A 24,091-nucleotide genomic window follows, 5' to 3' on the forward strand; every position below is an offset into this window, starting at 1 on the left:
TCCATCACGGACTCCTTTTTTTCCTATTGATCTTCAAAAAACAACACTTGGTTTTTCCCTTTCTTTTTACCTTCGTATAAGGCTGTATCAGCAGCTCGGAACAATCCTTCATGTGTTTCTCCGTCCTCCGGAAAGCAGGCCACACCGATGGAAAAAGACGTCCGGATTTCCATTCCTCTGACATAGTAAGGCTCACGCAGTTCATTTAACAATCTATTCGATACATCACGAATCAGACGGCGGTCTTTCAGTTCTTCAACCAGGACGGAAAACTCATCCCCACCGATTCTCGCCACAGAGTCGCCTCCTCGAATACAGGAACGGAGCCGTTTTCCAACCTCCCTTAGAAATTCATCACCCATGTCGTGTCCATATTGATCGTTGATGCCTTTGAAGCCGTCACCGTCCAAATATAAAATCGCAAACGCCTGGCCTGTCCGCTGCCCCTTTTCAACGGCTTTCCATACGTTTTCCTCGAAAAGAAGGCGGTTGGGAAGACCAGTTAAATAATCATAATAGGCGAACCTCTCCAGCTTCTCTTCATAACTCTTCTGTTCCGATATATCCCGGGCCACTACGACAATGTGACTGACTTCATGGTCATCATCGATGACAGGTGTTGCGCGGCATTCAAACCAGACGGGTTCACCGTTGAAGCTTGTCAATTTCACTGTAATGGTGAATCCTTCCTTGGTTTGGCAGCTCTTGATAAAAAGGTCCGTCAAACGGCGCAGGTCACCAAGATCAACCTTCTGCATCAGGTTTTCTCTGGACCAGCTCATAGGGTCTTCCCCGAAAAACTCATGTTGGGAAGGAGAGGCATAGATCAGGGCGCCTTTGGGAGAGAAGACAGAAATCAAATCATTGGAGTAATTGGCGATCAAGCGGAAGCTCTCCTGACTCTGGCGCATCCCTTCATAGGCTTTTTCCTTTTCCGTGATGTCATCCAAGATAGCATAGATGCCTTCTTTCTTATCCTGAATGATAATCGGGACTAAAGAGATTTGGAGGATTTTCTCCTCTCCTCCTACATCCACAACTGTCCGGAACTGACCGCCGGTGTCGAAGAATGAACCATGAATTTCCTTTCGCACAGCGCCTTCCTGTTCTTTGGAAATCAATTCCATAAAGGAGGTGTGCAGCACTTCATGTCCTTCTTTTTCAAGCATTTCAAGGCTGGCCGGATTCGCATTGGTTATGGTACCGCGGAAGGTCAGTGTTAAAATGGCCTGAGGATTGTGTTCAAATAAGGAACGGTAGCGTGATCGACTGCTTTCCCGTCTCCGCTCCTCATTCTTCTCCTCTGTCACATTCCGGATGATCGAACTGACCCCGATGGTTTCCCCTTCTTCATTCTGGATGCGGGAAACACTGATAGACACATCCAACAGCGAACCATCCCGGGATTTCCGGATTGTTGTCCGGCCCGATGTTCCACGTCCCTCCAATGCCTGTTGGACGAGTTCACACGCTTCATCAGTCAAATCTTCCGGCACAAACGGATAGGAGCATCCGGATATATCTTCTTTCGAAAAACCGTAAAGCTCCGTAAAAGCCTTGTTCACATCCAGTACGCTTCCATCTGTACCCAGGATGATAACGGCATCCGTCGTATTTGTCATCAACGATTTGTATACCGCATTCATACTTCCAAGCGCCTCTTCCTTTTCCATCACCTCGGTGAGGTTTCGCGTCACCGCCAGAATATGTGTCACGTCCCCCTCTTCGTTCAGCGTTGGTGTCAGAACCGAATGACTCCGGAACACCTTCCCGTTCACCATGATCTGATCTTCGTACGTAACCGGACCCTTTTTCTGAACGGCTTCCTCATACGCGTCAATAAGTGGCGGTGCTGCATTCTCATCCATTACTTCTTCTATGTATTTTCCTTTCCAAACTGCGCCACCGGCCAGGGAACCCTTCAAAGCAGACTTGTTCATATAACGGTATTTGAAACGACGCGGCCCATCTACGTCCACAAAAAAGATAAAATCAGAAATTCCGTTCATCAACATGGGAAGCAGATCATCATAGGGAATATGATCACTGATCCCCTCCATAGTTCCCGTACCTTCTGCTTCTTTTATCTGTTTCACCTAATTCCTCCCTGTTCCCTATACATGAATCTTCCATATATCTAAGATTTATTGTCTCTTCTGTACACTTCTATTCAAATGAACCAATCCCCTTGTTCCAAAGAAAAAACAGCGACAAAAAAAGCAGCCGGATGTTCCCGGCTGCTTCGAAATCTATACGGTTTGTTTCTGCTGGGCCTGCGCTTCCGCCTGTGCCTGTTTAATCAGACAACGTCCCTTTCCGTGTGGAATACACATCGGGGTGCCGAAAAGAGGGTCCTCCCTCACATCACAGACCATTTCAAATACATGCTGCATCATATCACAGGTTACGACATCCTCGGGACGCCCCTGTGTATAAACCGTCTTATCCTTAACTGCAATGATATGATCCGCATACCGGCATGCCAGGTTAATATCGTGCAGAACCATCACAATCGTCCGGCCATTATCCTGGTTCAAATCGAAAAGAAGATCCAGAATTTCAATTTGGTGGGTCATATCCAGGTATGTCGTCGGTTCATCAAGAAGGAGCGTATCCGTATCCTGAGCTAATGTCATGGCAATCCAGGCACGCTGCCGCTGTCCTCCGGATAAGGAGTCAACAGAGCGATCCTTCAATTCCATAAGATTCGTGTCGTTGAGCGCACGCGTAACCGCTTCTTCGTCATCATCCGACCAGCGCTTAGCAAATCCCTGATAAGGATAACGCCCCTGCTTCACAAGCTGGTACACGGTCAATCCTTCAGGCGTCGTTGGACTCTGTGGAAGAATGGCCATCTTCTTGGCCACGTCCTTCGTCCTCATTTTGGAAATATCCTTCTGATCCAGTACCACCTGACCGGATTTCGGCTTTAACAGCCGTGCCATGGAACGGAGAAGTGTCGATTTGCCACAACCATTCCCTCCGATCAGGACCGTTACTTTCCCTTTCGGTATTTTCACATCAAGAGAGTCAATAATGACCGAGTCCCCATATCCAAGTGTGAGATTGTTTGCCAATAAGGTATCCATGACCTGACCTCTCCTTTTTTTCTCACTAAACCTTTAAACCGTCTACTTTATCTCAAGACCTCATTCAACGTCCAAAAAGGTCTCCGTTTGTTTCTTCATTCATATATAGATGTTGAATTTTTTAGAAAACTATCATTTTCCTACTATCTAGTGTATGGGCTTACGTATAGTGTGTCAATGAATTTGAGAATCATTGTCATCTGGTTCATGGAAAAGTGTATGCCTTTTTCCATCGTGAAAGAACCATGGAGGGGGGCGCTTCCCATTTTCCATGTATAAAAAAGAGACTCGCAGCCTCTATTAGCTGCTGATATATTCCTGCCGGATGCCATCAATAATATCAAGGAGAACCTCGGAGTCCTGATTGTTCTTCATAAGAAGAATCGCCCCTTCAATCTGAGCGACAACCATTCGCGCTTTCTGCCTTGCCTGCTTTTCACCTTGAAGAGCTTCAATCACCTGTGTCAGCTCTTCAATCCAGTCAGAGAAAATGCGGTTGATTTTCACCCGGAAATCTTCATCATGTTCACTCATCTCGAGCGCAAGGTTTCCAAACGGACAACCGTGAAGCTTTTCCGGCGTTTCATGAAACTGAATCGCCCACTGAAGCATTTCTTCCATTTTCCTCTCCGGGGATCGGCCGGATTTTAGAATGCCTTCAATCAGCTCGTCCTGCCACATCTGCGCATAATGATCGACTATGGCCAGCCCAAGCTCCCTTTTCGAAGTAAAATAATGATAGAACTGGCCTTTGCCAATACCGCACGCTGCCAAAATGTCACTCAGCTTTGTCGATTCATAGCCTTTCGCATGTATCAGCTTAGCAGCTGTCCATATGATTTGTTGTTTTTTTTCACTCATCTGCCTCACCTTCCTGCAGTTATACCAACCAGTTGGTCAAGTTGTATAATGATAACACGCCTGCAGGAAAACAGACAATGCTCTGATCCGCTCATTGCCCGGCTCTCTCCAATCCTGCTATCATAGAGAAAGATTTCCCTATCTTATCAATGATTCAATTTCCTGTACTTCAAGGAAGATATGAGGTGAACACGAATGGATAAGCTGACCCTGCTTTCCCAGATCAGTTTGTTTGAAGAACTATCCAAGGATGAATTAATGAGTATTGACCAAATGAGTGAAATGAGCCCCGTAAAAAAAGGAACGGTGATTGTTTCTCCTGATCACCCTATGGACGTGCTTTTCCTTTTGAAAAAGGGGCAGGTGCGCTTGTACCGCATGAACGAAGACGGCCGCCAGTTTACGGTGGATATACTAGTAGACGGCAACATTTTCGGTGAAACCTCCACCATCAGTCTGACGGATGATCAAACCTACGCAGAAGCTATGACCGATACGTATCTCTGTACCCTCAGCCATGAGGACTATGAAAGCTTCATCAAGGAGAACCCCCACGTAGCCCTGAAGCTGATTGACATTCTTTCCTCACGATTGAAGGATGTTTACAGCCTGAGTGAAAAAATCGCCCTCAGTGATGTGAAGCAGCGTCTCCTTTACCTGCTGCTCATGCTGAGTCAGAAAACCGGCCGCCGGAAGAAAAACTGGCAGACCATTGAAATGAAACTCACCCACCAGGATCTCGCCAACATGATCGGAGCCACCAGAGAGACGACCAGTGCGATGATGAGCCAATTGAAAAAAGACGGGTATATAAAAAAAGTCCGCTATCTTTCCATCGATGCGGATAAAACAGAGGAATTGCTGCATGGAAGCTCTTGAATCTGAAAACTTCCCTTTTATTTCTTTCGGTGTGGATGTTCAAATACAAAGAGGAGCTTCCCCGTTGGGAAGCTCCTCTTTGTATATCGATCAGATGCCACTATTTTTTCTCCATCACAGCAAAATAATGATCTTCATTGTCGGCAAAATTGAACACTCTGCCGGATGGCCTGTTCATAATTTCTCCTACGGTTACTTTTCTGCTTCGCAGATCACTATGTAACTGGTCAAAATGATCAGAGTAGAACATTAAGGAAGGTGTATCGAGGTTCAGGCCAGGAGACATTTTGGCGACCATATCTTTGTTGTGAAGGACAATGGTGGTTTCAGCACTTTCCCGGGGAGCAATTTCGATACATCTCAATCCTTCACCACTGTCTTCTTCTGCAATTACACGAAACCCCAATTTAAGTGTCCAGAAATCCACGGCTTCATCCTGGTCATTCACATATAACATGATTTGACCTACCTTCGTCAACATGGTTCTCCACTCCCTAAAAGTTATACTCTGTTATTCTCTTTTTCACAAGTCAAACCCTTCTTTTCATCCCTTCCTATTTCCATCTAAAGGAGAGATAGGTAAGCTATTATTTCTTCCTTTTCATTTCCAGTAGTACAGGTGCTGTATTCAGCATGATAGAGACAATCGTCAGAGACCACAAGGCCCTTTCCATCCCCGGCACGACATCTAATAAAGCTGCCCAATCTTCCGCTATAACCCACTGGGATACAAGACTGTATTCAGCACAGAGGGTTAGTGATGTGAAAGACAATCCCACTGCCATGGCAAACTTGTATTCCTTTCCTGCTAGATACAGATATAGGTTGATGAAAGTTGCCACTATCGATATAACCGCAAGTATGATCCACATTTCCAACTCTCCCCTCATTCATTTTCCACATATGGATAGGAAGTCATGACTTTCTTTCAAATAAAAATCGCAGGAACAAAACTCCTCCTAATAATAATGGAAACCCGATGAGTATGTAATAGATATTCTTAGGTACTTCAAAAATACTTCCTAGATAACTAAACATAAATAAGTAAATGATGATGAACGGATACTTGAATAATTTCTTCATTTAAACTCCTTTTCAAAATACTTTAGTATTAACCTCCACCTTTAGCCTCGTTAGTGATTTCAGCAATAGGCAACCATCCCCCATAACAAAAGCTTTGATACCTGAACTACCATCCCGTTAAAAAAATTATAATTCAATCCTATCAAATCTATATCCATGTGGAAATTACAACCAAATCACCCTTAAGTTTTTACTTCATCTTGAAACATATAAAAATGAGCCATTCTTCTGTGAAAGAATGGCTCATTTTAGTTGAAAACTTGCCTTCAATATATCCAAAGTTAAATTTGATATTACAGTGTGATCTTTTTATAAATAGGTTCATGATAATCGCCTATTTATTCCTATCCAATTATTTATTCAACCAAACAAAAGAGCCTATAGGATCATTCTGCTGAAGTAAAGAGTCTCTTGATTTTTACATTTGTCATATATATTAGGGAAGCATAAAAAATAATGAGATATTTTACCTATAATTAACGAATCTTTTATAATAAAATAAATATATGTCGAAACGATACGGCTTATTACCTTTGAAAAAACCCCATGTACCTGCTTATAGAAGTCCTGCAATTGCTCGTTACCATTATTCTTTAGTCATTCCTGATGGTTGCAGGTGAATTGGATCAAAATATCGACAAATTAGGAGGATTTGATGAAAAATAAAAGCCTGCTTATTATTTCAGCGTTCATATTGGTTATTAGTTTCATTAGCGGTTCCATCATCTTCTCCCAACCGAACAAAACAGAAATGGCAAAACGTGTGTCATCCAACATGAGAACGCTGGACAAACCAATAAAGAAGACAAAAGTGTCAGAAGTTTCCCTCGCAGCCGTGGGGGATCTGTTAATCCATAAAGAAGTTTACAATGATGCGAAGACGTCTTCAGGCTATGATTTTGATCCTATGTTCCATGAGGTTTCTCCTCATCTTTCAAATGCTGACATTACATTCGCAAATTCAGAAAGCATCCTGGGTGGTTCAGCCATTGGCGTATCCACCTACCCTTCCTTCAACACCCCCTTTGAATTAGGGGATACGTTAAAAACCAACGGCATTGATATTGTTTCTATGAGCAACAACCACACTTTGGACAGGGGTGTGATGGCTATTGAAAACGCAATTAACCAATGGGATTTACTTGGGATTAAAAAGGTAGGTTCCTACTTGTCATCGGAGGGAAGAGACACGATCACAACGATCCGTAAGAATGACATCACCTTCTCCTTTTTGGCTTACACCTATGGAACAAATGGCATTCCGACCCCTGATGGAAAGCCTTACCTGGTGAACAGGATGGATAAAGACCAGATTGCCTCTGACATCAAGCGGGCCTCCAGCAAATCTGATGTCGTCGTCATGAGTTTACATTTCGGCAAGGAATATGAAAGATTCCCGAGTGATGATCAGAAGGAATGGGCCGCTTATGCGTCCGAACAAGGAGCAGATATTATACTTGGTCATCACCCGCACGTCCTCCAGCCGCCGGAATGGATTCAAAATTCCGATGGGTCTCAAAGTCTCGTTTTCTATTCTCTCGGCAATTTTCTCTCCGGCCAGGAAGAAAAGTACCGACGGATTGGTGGGATAGCGGGTGTGACTGTACAGAAAGTGCAGGGGTTGAGAGGAACCTCAATCAGCATAAAAGAACCCCGATTTAAACTCACATATGTTGATTTTAAAAATGATCAGGATTTTAAAATTACCCCTGTGAAGGAATTTAATGAAGAGATGTTTCAGGAATTATCCAAACATATGAAAACATCCATCCATGATCTATCTGTAAACTAAGCAAAAACCGGACGCTTTTCCTAAGAGTGTCCGGTTTTCTCCTGCATGAAGCTTCCGTCCATTTGGCTAATATACAGGATTCTCAAACGCCTGGGAGGCAGCCATTATTTCCGATTGCATACGACACCCTTTATACCATTCCTCTCTTATACAAGAGGTATTTGATATTTACAAAACACATACATTTTTTTAATGATCTTAACTTTTCGTTAAAACCAATTAAATATGTACTTGCTATACTCTCGATGAATCAAATGAGTAAAGGGAGTATACATATGTTTAAAAAATTAGGTGTTTTTACAATGAGTGCAAGTTTGATTTTGGGCGTAGGAGCGGGATGTGTTCCACAGTCTGATGCCCAGGAAGGGGATGGGAAAGGAAAACCTGACCATGCAGGTTCTTCCCAAGAAAAAGTCGAAAACGTCATTTATATGATCCCTGATGGTTTTAACACGGATTACGCTACAAGCTACCGTTGGTACAAGGGTGAAGATGCAGTTTGGGACAAACATTTAAAAGGCCTCCATAAAACATATTCGGATGATTCCAGGGTAACTGACTCCGCTGCTGCCGGAACAGCAATGGCAACTAGTGTTAAAACGAATAATGGTACGGTAGGGTTAGATGACGACGGAAACCAAGTGAAGACCATTTTAGAAGCCTCAGAAGAAAAAGGAAAAGCTACCGGGTTAGTTGCCACATCAACGATTACCCATGCGACACCAGCAGCATTTGCCTCTCATGTGGAGTCGCGTGATAATCAGCCTGAGATTGCTAAGCAAATGCTGGGTAACGATGTCGATGTGATGCTTGGCGGAGGTAAAGATTTCTTCCTCCCGGTGTCTGAGGGTGGCGAACAACAAGATGAAAACCTTTTAGAGCAAGCTGAGGAAGCAGGATATACAAACGTGGAATCGCGTGACGATTTAATGGAAACTGATGATATTGATGTAGAAGAAGGGGAAAAGCTTCTTGGTTTATTTGCAGACGGCCCCTTAAAACCCGAAATGGAGCGTGAAAATACAGAACAGCCAAGTCTCTCAGAAATGACCGAACGTTCAATTGACATCCTTGGGAAAGACAAGGATGGATTCTTCTTAATGGTTGAAGGCAGTCAAATTGACTGGGCAGGCCACGATAATGATCCCACATGGGCATTAAAGGATACAGCAGCTTTTGAACAAGCAGTGGAAAAGGCCATTGAATTCGCTGAAGAAGATGGAAACACTCTTGTCGTTATAGCGGGTGACCATGAAACCGGCGGTATGACCGTTGGATCCAATGGTGAGTATGATACCAAGCCTGAGCTTGTAAAAGATGTTACTGCCACGGGTGCGTTCATGGCTGAAGAATTAAACGAAAATCGTTCCAATGTTGAACAAGTCGTAGAGAGCCATACACCTTTTGAGCTGTCCGAAGAAGATGTTCAAAAAATCCGGGAATCTGAAGATCCAAAACTTGCAATTAACCAATTTGTTAGTGATAAAGCCCTTGTCGGATGGACCAGTACTGGACATACAGGTGTAGACATTCCAGTTTATGCCTACGGCCCTCAGTCGAATTCCTTCAACGGCCTGATCGACAACACCGATCTTCCTAAAATTATGGCAGAAGCCCTGAAAGTAGATTTAGAGGATAAGTAAAATAAGAAGTACAGTTTTAAAACAAGAAAAACGACAGCCCTATGGCTGTCGTTTTCAGCTTGTAGAGAAACCCCTGTTTCTTTACGAGCTTTTTTCTTTCTTACCGCCAGGAGCGAAAGTGGCACCGCTCCTTGGGAGTTCTTTAACATCGAAAAAGACTCTCCTTCACTTAGCTCACCCTTGCTGGATGGAGGACAATCTTTTTCATATTCCGGCAGGCAGCTGTCATCAACGCCTGTTCTTTCCCTTTTTCTTTTCCACGCAAGCGGCCATAGCGCAATCTGCATAGGGCACCCTATATATTCTAACGTCGGCACGAGGAGCGTTCGGTGGTGATGCCTGCAGGAACAGCGCGAGCCGAAGATCCACTTGGTCCAATGGTTTTCTTAACCAAGTCAGCTGAGGCCGTGCCAGCCGCAAGCTTCCACCGATAAGCGGAACGTGTCCCCTCAACACGACATGCGGAGAACTCTAACTGGATAACACGGATTTTTCTACAGCCTGACGACAGCCCTATGGCTGTCGTTTTTTATAGGTGCTATGTAATGAGATTCTTCTTTTCACATTAGCATTCTCCCTTTTGTGGAAGACCTATTATCAAAACACCGACTGGATTTCAGAGGTCAAATTCATAAATTAGACACGTTACCTACTCAGACTCTATATCTAAAAGCCAAGGTAAAAATGCTTCAATGTAAAAACTCACCATCCCTGCACCCTTTTCTAATGCATCCACATTTTCGAAGCCGATTGTAAAATAGTCATCATTATTTTTATAGTATATATTCGTTGTTTTAACAGCAGGACTCTTTAATAATTTCCCAGACAGTCTATAGTCAGCAACATACATGTGCTTCCTATTCTCCGCCTCATAAAAGTGACTTACTTCTGCACCTTTTTCACGATTCACCCCCATATCCTGAAATAAAGCTTTAACGCTCATGGGAAAGGTGTTGGTTGCAAGTACATAATTCTTACAGTAAGTACAATCACAATGATCTTTCTCACCTATCTGTGGTAGATGCTTATAGTAAGCTAGAGTTTCATCATAATCCACTTCTAATTCATGTCCAGAAAATCTTACTGCCTTCACTGATTTTCCTTCTTTCTTTATTGTTGTGTTATTAATGGTTTGCCCTCGATAGTTTAAGACTCAAGTTCGGGATAATTTAGGTGTATTTCAATGAACCTGCTCCAAACACGTCCTATATTACATCCTCCATATTATCTTAAACAGTCTAGAATTTAACGTTTCTTTTATTAGCCAAAGGCTCACCAACTTTAATAAAGGATTCGCGCTTTAACTTTTCTTTAAGACTTACCTTCCTTTTTTCGAACAATAGAACAACGGTAGAACCAAAGTTAAAAAAGCCGACTTCTTCCCCTTTCTTCAGGTGCGAAGAGGAATGAGATAGTTGAATAGTGTTAACCCACATTGCCCCTACCTTTATAAGAGCAATATGCATCCCATCATCTTGTTTTAATTCCGTAACAATTCGGTAATTAGTTGAGATTGGAGAGTTCCCTAAAGCCAACCCCCACTTATTAACAGGGGTAGACTTTCCTCCAAGTTCATACTGCTTGGTAACGACAGCATCTGCGGGAGAGTGGATTCGATGATAATCATGCGGACTAAGATAAAGAACAATAAATAAACCCTCTTGAAAGCGTTCCATCATTTCTTTATTCTCTAATAGATTTCCAATTGAATAAGAGATTCCTTTTATGTTAATTGCTTCACCCTTTATTTCACCGAATTGCTCTACTTTAGCATCGACAGGACTTACAATTTCTTTCTTCCCTCCCTTTACAGGTCGTGCACCTGATTTCAGTTTTCTAACAAAAAAATCTTCTAATGAAGTAAATTCTTTTATATTTTTGTTTAATTCATCAGTTGGGACCTTTAGGACTTTCACGAATGCTGGAATGAGCCGTCTACTGACAGAAGAACGACTGGCTCTTTGAATGCATTTTCCGATCCATTTAGAATTCAGTAAGCTAATAATACTCCGATACAAATGCTTTCTCACTCAAATCCCCCCAGATTTCCCTTGTTACCTATACTGCGTTTCATCCCATTAATGGAGTTTCTACAATCCTGCTGGTTAATGAAAAGTGATCTTTCCTATTGGACAACCGCCCCCAGAACTTGGACACTTAATTCCGGGTTATAGGAGTAGATTACTATCGGCCACTCCATTCTGTGTTCATTTTCGCTCCCTTTATTTCTTCTCTTAATCCTTATCCTTTAAGCATCAACCAATAAAATACTTTTATCCTTTCACTTCCTACAACAGCATAAAAGGTATTATGCGTCAGCATTAGTTAATGAATAAAGTACACTAAAGACTATTCCCCTATCCAAGAATGTTGCATGAAAGGTTCATGCAGTCTCATCAAAGTATTTAGACGTTTGATTGTTACTAAATTCACCCACAATAAAAAGGCTGTGTTTACTTTGACTTCTACTATTTTAGATGCTACGTTGATAATAGAATGAACGTTCTATCTAAAGGAGGTTTGCTTAACCATTGAGTGAGAAGCGCAAACAAGTATTAAATGTTGCCGAACAACTTTTCTATACTTATGGATTTCATGGAGTAGGTTTAAAACAAATTGTTAATGAAGCAAATGTTGCGACAATGACGTTATATAATCACTTTTCCTCTAAGAATAAGCTTGTAGAAGAGGCTATTAAAAACCGTGAAGAGCGGTACTGGGCATACATTTGTTCTGTATCCGAGGACTATTCTAACGATACATTTGTACGAATTGCCCAATTACATGGAGCATTCTTAAAAGAAGTATCCCCTCAAGGTTGTATGTTCCTGCGTGCCATTGAAGTATATCAGGATACAGACAAGGACATAGCAGATATTGCCATAAAGCATAAATCAAAAGTTCTTCAGTATTTCGAAAAACTTGCCATTTGTAACAATATCAAAGATTATAAGAACTTTGCTTATGAATTTCTTCTCATTATCGAAGGGGCTACATCCATGACCCAGATCACAGATCCAACACAAGCCACTGAGCATGCAATTACCATGACAAAAGCTCTTCAATCCAATTTCCTAACGTAAACGGCATCCTTTCGGATACCGTTTTTTCTATAAGCTATTCCTTGTCTTATATAGAAGAGTTCATGGTATAAAGCATACAGCTTGTCTGGATTAATCCTAGTAACTCAAATAGAAAGAACGTTCTATCTAAACTTAGCAACAAAGGAGTATCGTAGCTTATGAATTTCACGAGACTCGTCTTTCCTGGCATAACCATGATTGCGGTAACCTATGGATTAGCAAGGTACAGTTTCGGATTGTTACTCCCTAACATTTCCAAATCATTTATAATGTCCGATACACTTTCCGGTATCATTTCTTCTTTATTTTACCTTGCCTTTTGTTTCACCATTATTTATTCTACTGTCATAACAACTAATAAAGGGCCTAGACCTATGATTATGCTGGCGGGTGGTTTCGCTGTTAGTGGAATGCTTATGATCAGCGCTTCCTTAAACGAATGGATGCTCGCGGCAGGCGTTCTCTTGGCTGGAGGGAGTACAGGACTCGTATCCCCACCGTTCGGATCAGCTATTGCCCTTTGGATAAAAGCACCCTTACAAGGAAAAGCCAATACGTGGATAAACTCCGGTACTAGTTTAGGTATAGTGGCCACAGGACTTGGTGCCATTCTGCTCCCTCTTCATTGGCGATACACATACTTGCTATATGCCCTTATTGCTTTAATCGTTTTATGGTGGAATTATCGGATTATCCCAAAAGCTGACGATTCCTTAAAGTTTCAACGCGGGATATTATCGGCAAAAGGTGTAGAAGGAGCAAAATCCATAATTATCGGGGCTATTCTCATGGGTATTTCAAGTGCATGTTTTTGGACTTTTTCCAGAAGCTTCATAGAAAGCAGCGGTGAATTCAATTCGCTTGTATTATCTCTATTTTGGGTAACGATCGGACTCTTCGGCATAACCAGTGGTTTAGGAGGGACCGTTATTGAACGAATTGGGCTCCAATCCAGTTATACCCTATTTGCTGTGATGATGGGAGGAGCTTCGTTCCTGCTTACCTGGGCATCTGAAAGCACTCCTATGATATTAGGAGCAGCTGCGTTATTTGGCACTTCTAACTTGTTTATATGTGGCTTGCTCATCGTCTGGGGAATCCGTGTATTTGAGAGTAATGCTTCTTTAGGTATAGGTTTACCTTTTATTATGCTTTCCTTTGGCCAAGTTATAGGGTCTATCCTTGCGGGCAGTATGATTGAATGGGTTGGGTATGCTGTAACGTTCGCAGTATTCGGCGCTATCTCTATCGTAGGATCTTTCTTACGGACAGCCTAGAGCAGACACCAGCAATGACAGATCATAGAAAAGTTCGGATTGATATTCACAGCAAAAAAGCTTCCCATTTCATGGAAGCTTTTTTGTGTGTTGAGCTTATGATCGAAAATAGTACTCTTCCGCAAAGAGTAAAATACAGAACCGATCACCATACTCGACTGTATGTTAAAACCATTTAGGAGGTAAGGGCTTCATGTAATTCCTATCAATCATGGCAGGACTTCCATGAAGAACTGCACTCCCCACTGCCTTAACACTCTCATCCTCGAGAAATAGAGTCCGTTCTGTTTCTAAAGAAAAAGCCAATTCTCATTAGAATTGGCTTTTCAGCAGTTAGGAAGTACTTGCGTATTGTCGTCCATTTGTAGGTGAAAGCAGGTCATTCCACCGTTCATAGAAGAATTGAATGGATGGACCTAGTAAGAACGAGATAACAAACGTTCCGATTCCGATTGGTCCCCCAAGTAGGAACCCGATGACAAGCAAGGAAAACTCATAGAGATTTCGGTTTACTCTAAGAGAAAGTCCATCTTTCTTCATCAATGTTTGCATAAGTTCATCAACAGGGATTTTAGGGAGATTTGTGTGTAGGTACGACCCAATACCAATTCCCATGAAGGCAATTCCAACGAATAAGAGCCCCCATCTTAAGACGAGCGACTCCAGCTGGAAATCTGTAAGAAGGAAATTCCACAAGTCGAGGGTTACCCCTCTCAGAACAATTGGAATAAATACAAATAAGGATGGGATTGTCTTTCCAAGAATACTATTTAAAAGAATTACCGTGACATGGACTGTCATCATTCCTACCCCTACACTAATTGGTATATGGGAGGACAAGCCTACTGCGACGCTGTCTGTCGTGCCAACCCCAACATCCGCTTTAATGAAAAACGCAATGCCAAGACTCGAGATGAGTATACCGAACAAATATAAGAATAACTGCTTCATACACTTGTCCCTCCTTTTCATTCTGAATAAGCATTTAAACAGTAACAGGACTTTCCGATGCATTCAATAAAAATGACTTTCCTGAAAAGGTATGTCCATGTCTAATCGTAAAAAAGCTTCCCAAAATGGGAAGCTCTTTCAACGTTAGGCATATCCATAACTGTTGATTTCTCTATAAACGACTCAATAAATCATAATGGATATAAAAGCGGGCCGTGCAGCACTTCCTATGCGGCACGTCCGCTTTCATCCTTACTCATGGCGACATCCGTTACCACGTAAGGTTCAGGATATCCTTGCCCTTCGTCATCCTTCCATGATGATAGAGAACGGGCGTATACACTTCTCCGATCGTTTCCTTCAACTTTCTCCGGGCCTGTGGATCCTCAAGGATACTGACGGCTTCAAATGGATACTTCTCTTCTTTCAGGTGCCTCACAGCTTCGGCACAGAGCGGACAGCCATTCATGACATACAGCACATTCATAAGAAACTCCCTTTCTCCCATGCCTTCAGTATACAGCTACGGTCAGTTTCCACCTGTAACCCGCCTTACAAAAATAAACACCCTTTAAGATGACACTTAAAGGGTGTTGGAAAAATTATTTATGCTTTAACCCAGTTCGGGATCATTTCAACGTCAGCCGCTTTTAGTGTTGTATACACAGGGCAGCGGGAATCAATTGTTTCTTGGAATTGAGCGAGACGCTCTTCTGATTCACTTGTGTGAACAGTTGCGTTTACGGTGATTTTCTGGAAGTAAGGGCGGACGCCTTCTTCTCCCATCATACCGCGGGGATCCAGTTCTCCGTCAATTTCGAAGTCGATGCCTTGAAGATCGAACTCCATTTCTTTAGCTACGAAGTTTGCAATCGCGTTTTCACACCCTGCAAGAGATACAAGAAGGGTTGCAAGTGGGTTGGCACCTTCGTCGGTTCCTCCCATTTTTGCAGGTTCATCAATAACAACCTTATGCTCTCCGGAAACACCTTCTGTTTTCATACCTTTAGATACTGCTGTGATTTTTTCGTTCATTTTAGCCATGGATCATTCTCCTCTCGAATCTTTCTTTTTTATAAATAATAGTTAGACCAACCGGTTGGTACAGAAAAAATATATCAGTTGTATCAAATCTGTGCAACATTCCTGCTTCACATTCGTAAGACAGCTCACACTTTCTTGATTTAAGCGGGTCAGCACCAGCCTAGATCACAGTCACGAACATAGCCTTCTGCTTTTTGAGAAGCCTGGAGCTGGTCTTCTTTCTCCGACTCTCTCTGAGTCAGCTTTTGCGAAGCATGGGCTTTATTCGTGATCTTGGACAACATCCATTTGATCATACCAACACCTCTTTCGTGATATTCGGTCTTCTCTTGAAGACAAATCCAATGTAACACGGGAGAGATAGATCCACTACCGCTGCGCTCAGAAGTGTAAGCTGTCTTACACAAAAGAAGCGGAACCCCCATGTGCCGGTGGCCGGGAAAAATGATCATGCTGCCCAGGCAGCAACACTGAACGCCAGGAGGAAGATAAAAAGCAGGAAAACTGTGATTTGGTAGAAGCCTTTTTTTGATAGAGATCCATTCGTCGTTTCCTTTTTCAAGATATAATAGCTGATCCCAAATGAAAGCAAAAACATAACAGGGAAAAACCACCTCATGATATCCACTCCTTTGATTCAATATTTACGTGCCAGGAAAACAAGCAGCAGGAACAAGGTCGTCATACTCAAGGCGATGATCAGCGAAAGAACGCTGGACACGTCCATCTTCAGGACATTCATCTCAGCTAAAAGGGAAAAGATGAGCATATATCCGATCCCGGACGTAAAGGCATAAGAAACAGCTTTCTGACGGATGGACTTCATTCGTTCATCCTTCTGCTTAAACTGTGGATACAAGTAACTCATGCAGAAGGCAAGCACCGATAAAGAGAGCATCGAAAAAGAATGACCCTGTACAGACCCGTCAGCCAGCAATCCAATGATCAGTAAAGAAAGTCCCATAGCTCCGAGCAGTGATCCTAAAACGATGAATGTCCTTGGATAATGATCCATTATTCTCGTCCTCCTTCGTGGTAAATAAAAATATCTTCAATAGAAACACCAAACGTACGCGAGATTTCAAAAGCGAGAGGGAGGGAAGGAGAATACCTGTTTTTTTCTATGGAAATGATCGTTTGTCTGGACACGTGAAGCTTTTCTGCGAGTTTGTCCTGTGACCATCCATGCTTCTTTCTAAATTCAGCCAGTCGGTTTTCCACACTTCCACCTCCAATTGTTTCCATTTTATTGTAAAGGTAACTTAACGTCAAGGGTGCTTTACATATGATGCAAAAAAATCCCGGATGATTCCGGGGGTGACAACAGAATTAATTCAAAATGCCTTTCATGGCTTTTTTATATGCGGTGATTTTTTTCGTCAGCATTTCATCTGTCGCCTGCAGTGTTTCAATCTGGTTTTTAATATACTGTTGATGCTCTTCCAACAGCTTCAGCCTGTCACCGGCCGTATGCTCTCCTTCCTGGAACAGCTCGGTATAGGCTTTAATCTGCGTCACAGGCATCTGGGTTTCGCGCATTTTCTTCACGAACTGAAGCCAGAGAATATGCTGCTCATCGAACTCCCTGATCCCTGCTTCATTCCGTTGTGGTGCGATAATTCCCTCTTTTTCATAATAACGGAGGGTATGCGCACTCATGCCGAGTTTTTCGGCCGTTTCACTGATGGTATACATCGGCTTCCTCCATTTTTACAGTTATGATTTGACTTAGAGTTCACTCTAAGGTCTACAATAACAGTGTACCAAAACTATTGGAGGGATCAATGATGAAATATACGGTTATCACAGGAGCAAGCTCAGGGATTGGCTATGAATCGGCCCTCGTTTTTGCCGGCCGCGGAAAAAACCTCGTAATTGCCGCCCGCAGAACGGAGCAGCTGGAACAGTTGAAAAAGGAAGTCCATAATATCAACGCTGATTTGGACGTAATCATCCGTGAAGTTGACTTGTCCGTTTCCGAAAACGTCTATGATTTATATGAAAGCTTGAAAGACCTTGACATTGAGACCTTCATTAACAACGCCGGCTTTGGAAATTTTGCGGCGGTTGGAGAACAGAAGCTTCCTAAAATTGAATCCATGCTGCGTTTGAACAACGAAGCCCTTACGATTCTTTCATCCTTGTATGCTCGGGATTATGCAGAAGTCGAAGGAACGCAGCTGATCAACGTTTCGTCCGGCGGAGGCTATACGATTGTAGCGGATGCTGTGACCTATTGTGCAACAAAATTCTTCGTAAGTGCCTTCACAGAAGGATTGGCGCAGGAGCTTGAGGACAAAGGAGCGAAAATGCAGGCCAAAGTCCTTGCACCGGCTGCGACAGAAACCGAATTCGCCGACCGCTCCATGGACACCGAAAACTTCGATTATGAAGGAAATATTCCGCAGTTCCACACGGCAAAAGAAATGGCCCACTTCATGCTCGATCTGTACGACAGCGACAAAGTCGTCGGTATCGTTGATGGTGAAACCTATGAGTTTGAATTGAAAGATCCAATCTATCCATACGCGCGAAGAACCCGCAAATAAAGATCAGCCCCCTGTTCTAAAAACAGGGGGCTCAGCTTGTAGAGAAGCCCCTGTTTCTTTACGAGCTTTTTTCTTTCTTACCGCCAGGAGCGAAAGCCCCTTCCCTTTCCGCGGACGAGCGCCCGAGCTTCCTCGCAAAACCCACACTCGGCGATCTCGGACCACTCGTTCTTCCGCAGGAGTGGAAGGGGCACCGCTCCTTGGGAGTTCTTTAACATCGAAAAAGACTCTCCTTCACTTAGCTCACCCTTGCTGGATGGAGAACAATCTTTTTCATATTCCGGCCGTCAGTCGTCATCAGCGCCTGTTCTTTCTCTTTTTCTTTTCACGCAAGCGGCCATAGTGCAGCCCATGCCTTTCTTTTGAATCTACGAATCTGCATAGGGCACAATCTCTCTCCTCTATATTCTATGTCGGCACGAGGAGCGTTCGGTGGTGACGCCTGCGGGAACAGCGCAAGCCGAAGATCCACTTGGTCAATGGTTTGCTTGACCAAGTCAGCTGAGGCCGTGCCCGCGGCAAGCATCCACCGATAAGCGGAACGTGTCCCCTCAACACGACATGCGGAGAACTCTAACTGGATAACACGGATTTTTCTACAGCCTGAGCCCCCCTGTTCTAAAAGCAGGGGGCTTTTTCTTAAGAGGCTTTTCTTTTCAGGGTTTGATGGGTATACCACACCTTCAGCCGCTCAGCAAATTCGTCCGGGACATCGTTCATAATCGTCTCGCGAACAGGATTGGCCCGATTGATCAGCTTGACCGAAGCCAACCCTGATTTCTGCTGCACATAATTTCGGGAAACTTCCAACTCTATCACCTTGCTTCGCTTGGAAAGATACAGCGTTTTGGTGAATCCCCCTGCCTGGAATTGAATGAACGTATCATCCATTTGGAATCGGCTGTGAACGCACCCTTGGATCCGGGACAGGACAATGATGACGAAAAGAGCTGAGGAAAACGCCCACCAAGGCAGATCGATAAAGAACGAGCCAGGTTTGAAGAAATACAATCCCCCGGTTACCGCCACCCATATCCAGCTGGGACGTAACAGGCGTAGATAAAAGGCCCGGCGTGGCAGCCTATCCATATTCCCAAGCACCCGGTAATCGGGAAGCACCTCATGAACAAGGCTGTAGGCTCGTTTCACTGGAAGAAACGGATAAACGGATGTTACTTCCTCCTCCCCTTCATTTTCACCGGCAATAACCAGTTTTAATGATGCAAAACCGAGAAGCCGCTTCATGAGGGACTGTTCAATTAAGACAGCCTGCACATGGTCTTTCCTCACAGAAAGATAATCCTGCTCCCAGGCCCCCTTCGTGATGAAAATCCGTTCAGACGTCGACGCCAGCTCATATTTTCCGTATTTCTTATATGTACGAACAAAGCCAAGCCCAACACCTATCACAGTTAAGACGGCAAGGGCTCCGACGATCATTCCGATCGATGACAAAAGGCTCTCGAACAACCCATCCACCTGTTTTTCAAAATGAAGATCCTCTGCATCAGAGAGCCGGGACCCCGCAAGCGGAATAACCGCAAGAAAGCTGAGCGATGCAAGAGACGCCTTGATAAGATCCTTTTTCGTCGGCTTGAAATGAATTGTTTTCTCATCACCTATAACCCTTGGTTCCTTTTGATCAACGGGGGTTGCCGCGGCTGCCTGTTCTACTTCTTCCTGCTCATGATTATCCTCCTGAGCATTCTCTTGGTCTTGCTTTTCCAGAAACGTTTCCCTTTCAACATCAGGCTTCTCCTGTTGGACGCGCTGTTCCATGGACGAAGCTTCCGATGGTCTTAAAACATCAAATCTAACAGTACCGTCACGGCCCTCCGCGCTCGTCTCCAATGTCAACGAAGTCATTCCAAGCAGACGATGCACCCATGTCGTTTTTCTTTTCACCTGCTGAATTTTTGAATAGGGAATCGTTTTTGTTGATGTTGTAAAAAGTTTCGAGGTCACAACAATAGCGGAAGGCAGAATCTCATATGTTTTTGTATACCATTTGACCGGAATATATAGTGCCGAACAGATAACGGCTGCAGGAAGGATGTACCGGCCATAGGTGAACAACCATGCGCTTGAATCCGCTTTTAATACAAAAGCCAGAAAGAATAAAGGAACAGTCTTCTTGATCAGGTGGATGTAATCATGAAGCATGGCCATCGGGTGATACCTGTTTCTGTCGTCTTTGATCATTCGTCTTCCTCCTCGACGTTGGAGTATAGAGCGATCTGCTGCCGCAGTTTCTGCGCCTCTGCTTTCGGAAGAGCAGGAATCACGTGCATTCGGCCAATGGTACTGACTTCCACAGACGAGAGCTTGTATTTTTTCAACAGAGGACCTTCATTTGTGGAAACAGACTGGACCTTCGTCATCGGAATGACTTTGTATTCTTCTTTTAAAGCCCCTGATTTAACATACAGGAAATCTTCATTGATTCCGTAACGCCAGTGCTTTTGTAATAATTTCACTTTAAACACAGCCCAGATCATTCCCATAACCGTTAAACCAACAAGGCCGTACAAAATCCAGCCGGCCCAGACCGGCCAGGAAAACATCCGGTCCAGAATAAACAAAACGATCAGTACAGCTGTTCCGATGATATTCTCAATGACTTCCTTCCATATCCACACTTTTATACTGTCTTTGGATAACTGCCGTAATGGGGGTTCCATGATCACTTCCATAAGGTATGCACTCCTCCAATTTTCCCTTTATCTTCCTATACGTTGAAGGGTCCTTTTCGTTTCACTCTTCTTTAAAATCCTGTCTCTACATTGAATAATTTGATATAATTTAGTCGATTTACGTAAGCGGTTTACTCTATTACGCGGATAAAGGAGTTTGGCTATGTATACAGATATAATACGACTATCCCCGATCTTTAAGGAAAAAGTGTGGGGCGGCAGTTCTCTACATACGAATTTTGATTACGATATTCCAAGTGATCACACAGGCGAATGCTGGGGAATCGCTTCCCATCCCAGCGGATCCTCCACGATTACGAACGGACCGTTGACAGGCTGGACACTGATGGACGCCTGGAAGGAACATAAGAAAGAATTGTTCAATGAGGACAACGATGAGAAGGCCTTCCCTCTTTTGATTAAGATTCTGGATGCCAATGATGATCTATCTGTCCAAGTGCACCCCAATGACGCCCAGGCGCACGAGTTGGAAGATAATGAGGCCTATGGGAAAACAGAATGCTGGTATATTGTGGATTGTAAAGACGGTTCTGAAATCGTTCTCGGACACCATGCAAAAACGCGTGCGGATTTGGAAGACTATATTGAAAAAGGGGACTGGGATGGACTTCTGCGAAGAGTACCTGTCAAACCAGGCGATTTCTTTTTCGTTCCCGCCGGCACGATTCACGCCATTGGTGAAGGGATCGTCATTCTGGAAACCCAGCAGAACTCCGACACCACGTACCGCGTCTACGATTATGACCGCCGGGATGACCAGAATCAGACGCGTGAACTGCATTTAAATAAAGCAGTCGAGGTCACCACCATTCCAGATGAAAAGCAGGAGAACGCATTTTCTTATCAAAATGTGCATGACCTCTCGATTACGACCTTGACGGAAAATGACTTTTTCTCTGTGTTCCATCTTGATCTTGATGGCATCTATGAAGGAAGCAGACCGGCGGATTATCTTCTTGCCACGATCATTGAAGGAGAAGTCACGTTCACAGGAAAAGACACCCATCTTCTGAAAAAGGGCGATCATTTTATTCTTCCTTACGAACTGGAAAACTTCAAATTGGAAGGAACGGCGAAAGCCATCGTTTCTTATCCCAAATAAAAATCAGAGGGCCTGTGGCCCTCTGATTTTTATTTGACTTCTTTTAATAACTGATAGGCTTCATCGGTTGATGTGACCTGTAAAAGTTGTTCCCTGTATTGATCATCCATTAATTTTCTGGACAGCATCTGTAGAATTTTCAGATGCTGGGTTCCTTCACTTTCCTTCGGTACAACAATCATGAAAATCAGCTTGGCTTCTGTGCCATCAAGGCTGTTCCAGTCGACACCATCCCTTTTCACTCCGAAGGCGACGCGTGGTTCTTTCACAGCGGTCGATTTGGCATGCGGAATGGCAATGTTCATTCCGATGCCTGTGGATCCTTCCGCTTCGCGTTCTAAAATCGCCTCTTTAACATCGGCGCGGGACGTCAAGACATTCTCTGCTGCAAGAAGATCAATCAACTCATCAATGGTCTGTTCCTTTGATTCTGCCTTTACGTTCACTTGAATCAAGTTCTTATTCGTGAGCGAATGAAGGTCTACGTTTTCCTCTTCCGGCTGCGGTTGTCCTTTCACGGCCGGTTTTTCCTCTTTCACCGTTTCTTCTGCCGCTGGCTGCGTCGGAACTCCCGCCAACGCAGGTTCTACAGCTGCTTCTTTTTTCAAAAGGTTCACGGTAATCGCTGTTACAAAACTACCTACGATAATGGCCACGAAGAACATGAGGACATTATCCACAGCACCAAGCACACCGACAATCGGTCCGCCATGGGCAACACGGTCACCTACTCCGCTCATCATGGCGATAACAGCTCCGACCATGGCACCGATCATGTTACTCGGGATGACACGGAAGGGATCCTGCGCAGCAAATGGGATGGCTCCTTCTGTAATTCCAAAAAGCCCCATCGTAAAGGATGCCTTTCCTGTTTCCACTTCCGTTGCTGCAAACTTCCTTCGATTCAAGAAGGTAGCGATTCCCATACCGATCGGTGGTACGGCGATAGCGACGGCAATCGGCCCCATAATTTCATAGTTTCCTTCTGCAATCATGGCTGATCCGAAGAGGAAGGCTACCTTATTGACAGGTCCTCCCATGTCAAAAGCAATCATGCCGCCTAAAATTAAGGCCAGAAGAATGGAGCTTGTTCCCTGCATATCCTGCAGCCACGTTGTCAACGACTCAAAAATCTGGGCGACCGGTGCACCTACGATCGTTACGAAGATCAATCCGACGGCTAGGGAAGCAAGCACCGGAATGACAATGATCGGCATAATCGGCTGGACGACACTCGGTACTTTGATTTTCTTAATCCAAAGAGCAATGTAACCTGCAAGAAAACCAGCAATGATTCCTCCAAGGAAACCAGCTCCGGCTTCACTGCCGTAAAAGCTTCCGTTCATGGCGATGTACCCGCCAACCATACCCGGCGCAAGACCCGGACGGTCTGCAATACTCATGGCGATAAAACCAGCCAGGATCGGTACCATGAAGCTGAACGATGCAGCACCAATGTTTTCAATCGTCTTCCAGAAGGAATCTTCCGGGATTTGAATGCCTTCTGGTGTAGATGTACCGCCAAGGGTGAGCGATATGGCAATCAACAGTCCTCCGATGACGATAAACGGAATCATGTAGGAAACGCCGTTCATCAAGTGGCGGTAAAAAGCATTCTGCCCTTTCCCACCGGCCGCGTTTCCAGCATCTTCATTGGAGCGCTGACCACTTTCTTCATGGACGGATGCCTGACCGTCGACAACCCGCCGAATCAATGTTTCAGGAGCGTTAATCCCCTGCTGGACGCCGACGGCTACAAGTGGCTTGCCGACAAACCGCTCTTTATTGACTGTTTTATCAGCCGCAATAATCACCCCGTCAGCTGCATCGATGTCTGCCTGCGTAAATTCATTTTCCACCCCGATGGACCCCTGGGTTTCAATCTTTATATCGATGCCCATCGCATCGGCCGCCTTCTGCAGGTTTTCTGCAGCCATGTACGTATGGGCGATGCCGTTGGGACATGATGTAATCGCTAGAATTTTCATAAGCTTCCTCCTCTTGTTATCGCTTACTTATACTGT

Annotated in this window: 24 protein-coding genes; 7 read left to right on the plus strand and 17 right to left on the minus strand. The window is 44.0% G+C overall.

Annotation, left to right across the window (positions count from 1 at the left end):
* Nucleotides 1–23: 23 nt before the first annotated feature.
* The 3 genes from QMA39_RS09105 to QMA39_RS09115 all read right to left on the minus strand — a co-directional run bounded on the left by QMA39_RS09105 (nucleotide 24) and on the right by QMA39_RS09115 (nucleotide 3,950).
* On the minus strand, nucleotides 24–2,096 hold the full coding sequence (locus tag QMA39_RS09105) for a sensor domain-containing diguanylate cyclase (RefSeq protein ID WP_281658474.1): 2,073 nt from the start codon (nucleotides 2,094–2,096) through the stop codon (nucleotides 24–26).
* Between the two features lie 153 nt (nucleotides 2,097–2,249).
* Nucleotides 2,250–3,089, minus strand: coding sequence for an ABC transporter ATP-binding protein (locus QMA39_RS09110; RefSeq protein ID WP_027956280.1), 840 nt, complete (start codon nucleotides 3,087–3,089; stop codon nucleotides 2,250–2,252).
* 300 nt (nucleotides 3,090–3,389) lie between these two features.
* Nucleotides 3,390–3,950, minus strand: coding sequence for a TetR/AcrR family transcriptional regulator (locus QMA39_RS09115; protein WP_281658475.1), 561 nt, complete (start codon nucleotides 3,948–3,950; stop codon nucleotides 3,390–3,392).
* A 195-nt stretch (nucleotides 3,951–4,145) separates the two neighbouring features.
* Here QMA39_RS09115 and QMA39_RS09120 point away from each other — a divergent pair, with 195 nt between their 5' ends.
* Nucleotides 4,146–4,829, plus strand: a complete 684-nt coding sequence (locus tag QMA39_RS09120) for a Crp/Fnr family transcriptional regulator (protein ID WP_027956278.1) — start codon at nucleotides 4,146–4,148, stop codon at nucleotides 4,827–4,829.
* Nucleotides 4,830–4,929: 100 nt separating this feature from the next.
* Here the strand turns inward: QMA39_RS09120 and QMA39_RS09125 are convergent, their stop codons facing one another.
* The gene (locus QMA39_RS09125) at nucleotides 4,930–5,310 is read right to left on the minus strand and encodes a VOC family protein (RefSeq protein ID WP_281658476.1); all 381 of its coding nucleotides are present in this window, start codon (nucleotides 5,308–5,310) and stop codon (nucleotides 4,930–4,932) included.
* Nucleotides 5,311–5,416: 106 nt separating this feature from the next.
* Nucleotides 5,417–5,701 (minus strand): hypothetical protein, encoded by a 285-nt coding sequence (locus QMA39_RS09130; RefSeq protein WP_027956276.1) that lies wholly within the window; start codon nucleotides 5,699–5,701, stop codon nucleotides 5,417–5,419.
* Between the two features lie 866 nt (nucleotides 5,702–6,567).
* On the opposite strand from QMA39_RS09130, the gene QMA39_RS09135 reads away from it, so the two are divergent.
* Nucleotides 6,568–7,704: a CapA family protein gene (locus QMA39_RS09135; protein ID WP_281658477.1), complete on the plus strand. Its 1,137-nt coding sequence runs from the start codon at nucleotides 6,568–6,570 to the stop codon at nucleotides 7,702–7,704.
* A gap of 275 nt (nucleotides 7,705–7,979) precedes the next feature.
* A complete protein-coding gene (locus tag QMA39_RS09140) occupies nucleotides 7,980–9,347 on the plus strand; it encodes an alkaline phosphatase (protein ID WP_281658478.1) in 1,368 nt (455 codons plus the stop codon).
* A gap of 649 nt (nucleotides 9,348–9,996) precedes the next feature.
* Here the strand turns inward: QMA39_RS09140 and QMA39_RS09145 are convergent.
* Both QMA39_RS09145 and QMA39_RS09150 read right to left on the minus strand, forming a co-directional pair.
* A complete protein-coding gene (locus QMA39_RS09145; RefSeq protein WP_281658479.1) occupies nucleotides 9,997–10,440 on the minus strand; it encodes a hypothetical protein in 444 nt (147 codons plus the stop codon).
* A 145-nt stretch (nucleotides 10,441–10,585) separates the two neighbouring features.
* On the minus strand, nucleotides 10,586–11,377 hold the full coding sequence (locus tag QMA39_RS09150; protein ID WP_281658480.1) for a phosphatidylserine decarboxylase: 792 nt from the start codon (nucleotides 11,375–11,377) through the stop codon (nucleotides 10,586–10,588).
* A 501-nt stretch (nucleotides 11,378–11,878) separates the two neighbouring features.
* Here QMA39_RS09150 and QMA39_RS09155 point away from each other — a divergent pair.
* Nucleotides 11,879–12,430, plus strand: a complete 552-nt coding sequence (locus QMA39_RS09155) for a TetR/AcrR family transcriptional regulator (protein ID WP_281658481.1) — start codon at nucleotides 11,879–11,881, stop codon at nucleotides 12,428–12,430.
* Nucleotides 12,431–12,588: 158 nt separating this feature from the next.
* Nucleotides 12,589–13,707 (plus strand): MFS transporter, encoded by a 1,119-nt coding sequence (locus QMA39_RS09160; protein ID WP_281658482.1) that lies wholly within the window; start codon nucleotides 12,589–12,591, stop codon nucleotides 13,705–13,707.
* A 333-nt stretch (nucleotides 13,708–14,040) separates the two neighbouring features.
* Here the strand turns inward: QMA39_RS09160 and QMA39_RS09165 are convergent, their stop codons facing one another.
* The 7 genes from QMA39_RS09165 to QMA39_RS09195 all read right to left on the minus strand — a co-directional run bounded on the left by QMA39_RS09165 (nucleotide 14,041) and on the right by QMA39_RS09195 (nucleotide 17,397).
* The gene (locus QMA39_RS09165; RefSeq protein WP_281658483.1) at nucleotides 14,041–14,658 is read right to left on the minus strand and encodes a membrane protein; all 618 of its coding nucleotides are present in this window, start codon (nucleotides 14,656–14,658) and stop codon (nucleotides 14,041–14,043) included.
* Nucleotides 14,659–14,929: 271 nt separating this feature from the next.
* Nucleotides 14,930–15,145 carry a glutaredoxin gene (locus QMA39_RS09170; protein WP_281658484.1) on the minus strand — a complete coding sequence of 72 codons (216 nt, stop codon included), beginning with the start codon at nucleotides 15,143–15,145 and terminating at the stop codon, nucleotides 14,930–14,932.
* Nucleotides 15,146–15,264: 119 nt separating this feature from the next.
* Nucleotides 15,265–15,702 (minus strand): OsmC family protein, encoded by a 438-nt coding sequence (locus QMA39_RS09175; RefSeq protein WP_206933477.1) that lies wholly within the window; start codon nucleotides 15,700–15,702, stop codon nucleotides 15,265–15,267.
* Nucleotides 15,703–15,851: 149 nt separating this feature from the next.
* Entirely contained in the window at nucleotides 15,852–15,998 is a 147-nt protein-coding gene (locus tag QMA39_RS09180) for a hypothetical protein (protein WP_281658485.1), read from the minus strand.
* 341 nt (nucleotides 15,999–16,339) lie between these two features.
* A complete protein-coding gene (locus QMA39_RS09185) occupies nucleotides 16,340–16,717 on the minus strand; it encodes a hypothetical protein (RefSeq protein WP_281658486.1) in 378 nt (125 codons plus the stop codon).
* The gene (locus QMA39_RS09190) at nucleotides 16,717–16,923 is read right to left on the minus strand and encodes a helix-turn-helix transcriptional regulator (protein ID WP_281658487.1); all 207 of its coding nucleotides are present in this window, start codon (nucleotides 16,921–16,923) and stop codon (nucleotides 16,717–16,719) included. The genes QMA39_RS09185 and QMA39_RS09190 overlap by 1 nt, the downstream gene beginning before the upstream one ends.
* A gap of 108 nt (nucleotides 16,924–17,031) precedes the next feature.
* A complete protein-coding gene (locus tag QMA39_RS09195; protein ID WP_281658488.1) occupies nucleotides 17,032–17,397 on the minus strand; it encodes a MerR family transcriptional regulator in 366 nt (121 codons plus the stop codon).
* A gap of 92 nt (nucleotides 17,398–17,489) precedes the next feature.
* Between QMA39_RS09195 and QMA39_RS09200 the strand changes: the two genes are divergently transcribed.
* Entirely contained in the window at nucleotides 17,490–18,251 is a 762-nt protein-coding gene (locus tag QMA39_RS09200; RefSeq protein ID WP_281658489.1) for an SDR family NAD(P)-dependent oxidoreductase, read from the plus strand.
* 639 nt (nucleotides 18,252–18,890) lie between these two features.
* Here the strand turns inward: QMA39_RS09200 and QMA39_RS09205 are convergent.
* Together QMA39_RS09205 and QMA39_RS09210 are read right to left on the minus strand one after the other, a co-directional pair.
* Nucleotides 18,891–20,453: a PH domain-containing protein gene (locus tag QMA39_RS09205; protein WP_281658490.1), complete on the minus strand. Its 1,563-nt coding sequence runs from the start codon at nucleotides 20,451–20,453 to the stop codon at nucleotides 18,891–18,893.
* Complete coding sequence (locus QMA39_RS09210) at nucleotides 20,450–20,944, minus strand: PH domain-containing protein (protein ID WP_281658491.1); 495 nt, start codon at nucleotides 20,942–20,944, stop codon at nucleotides 20,450–20,452. Before QMA39_RS09210 ends, QMA39_RS09205 begins: the two co-directional genes overlap by 4 nt.
* Nucleotides 20,945–21,107: 163 nt before the next feature.
* On the opposite strand from QMA39_RS09210, the gene manA reads away from it, so the two are divergent.
* Nucleotides 21,108–22,067, plus strand: a complete 960-nt coding sequence (gene manA, locus QMA39_RS09215) for a mannose-6-phosphate isomerase, class I (protein WP_281658492.1) — start codon at nucleotides 21,108–21,110, stop codon at nucleotides 22,065–22,067.
* Between the two features lie 29 nt (nucleotides 22,068–22,096).
* Here the strand turns inward: manA and QMA39_RS09220 are convergent, their stop codons facing one another.
* Entirely contained in the window at nucleotides 22,097–24,055 is a 1,959-nt protein-coding gene (locus QMA39_RS09220; protein WP_281658493.1) for a PTS fructose transporter subunit IIABC, read from the minus strand.
* Nucleotides 24,056–24,091 lie beyond the last annotated feature (36 nt).

It is taken from the genome of Halobacillus sp. Cin3, from assembly GCF_947311855.1.
Classification (GTDB): domain Bacteria; phylum Bacillota; class Bacilli; order Bacillales; family Halobacillaceae; genus Halobacillus; species Halobacillus kuroshimensis.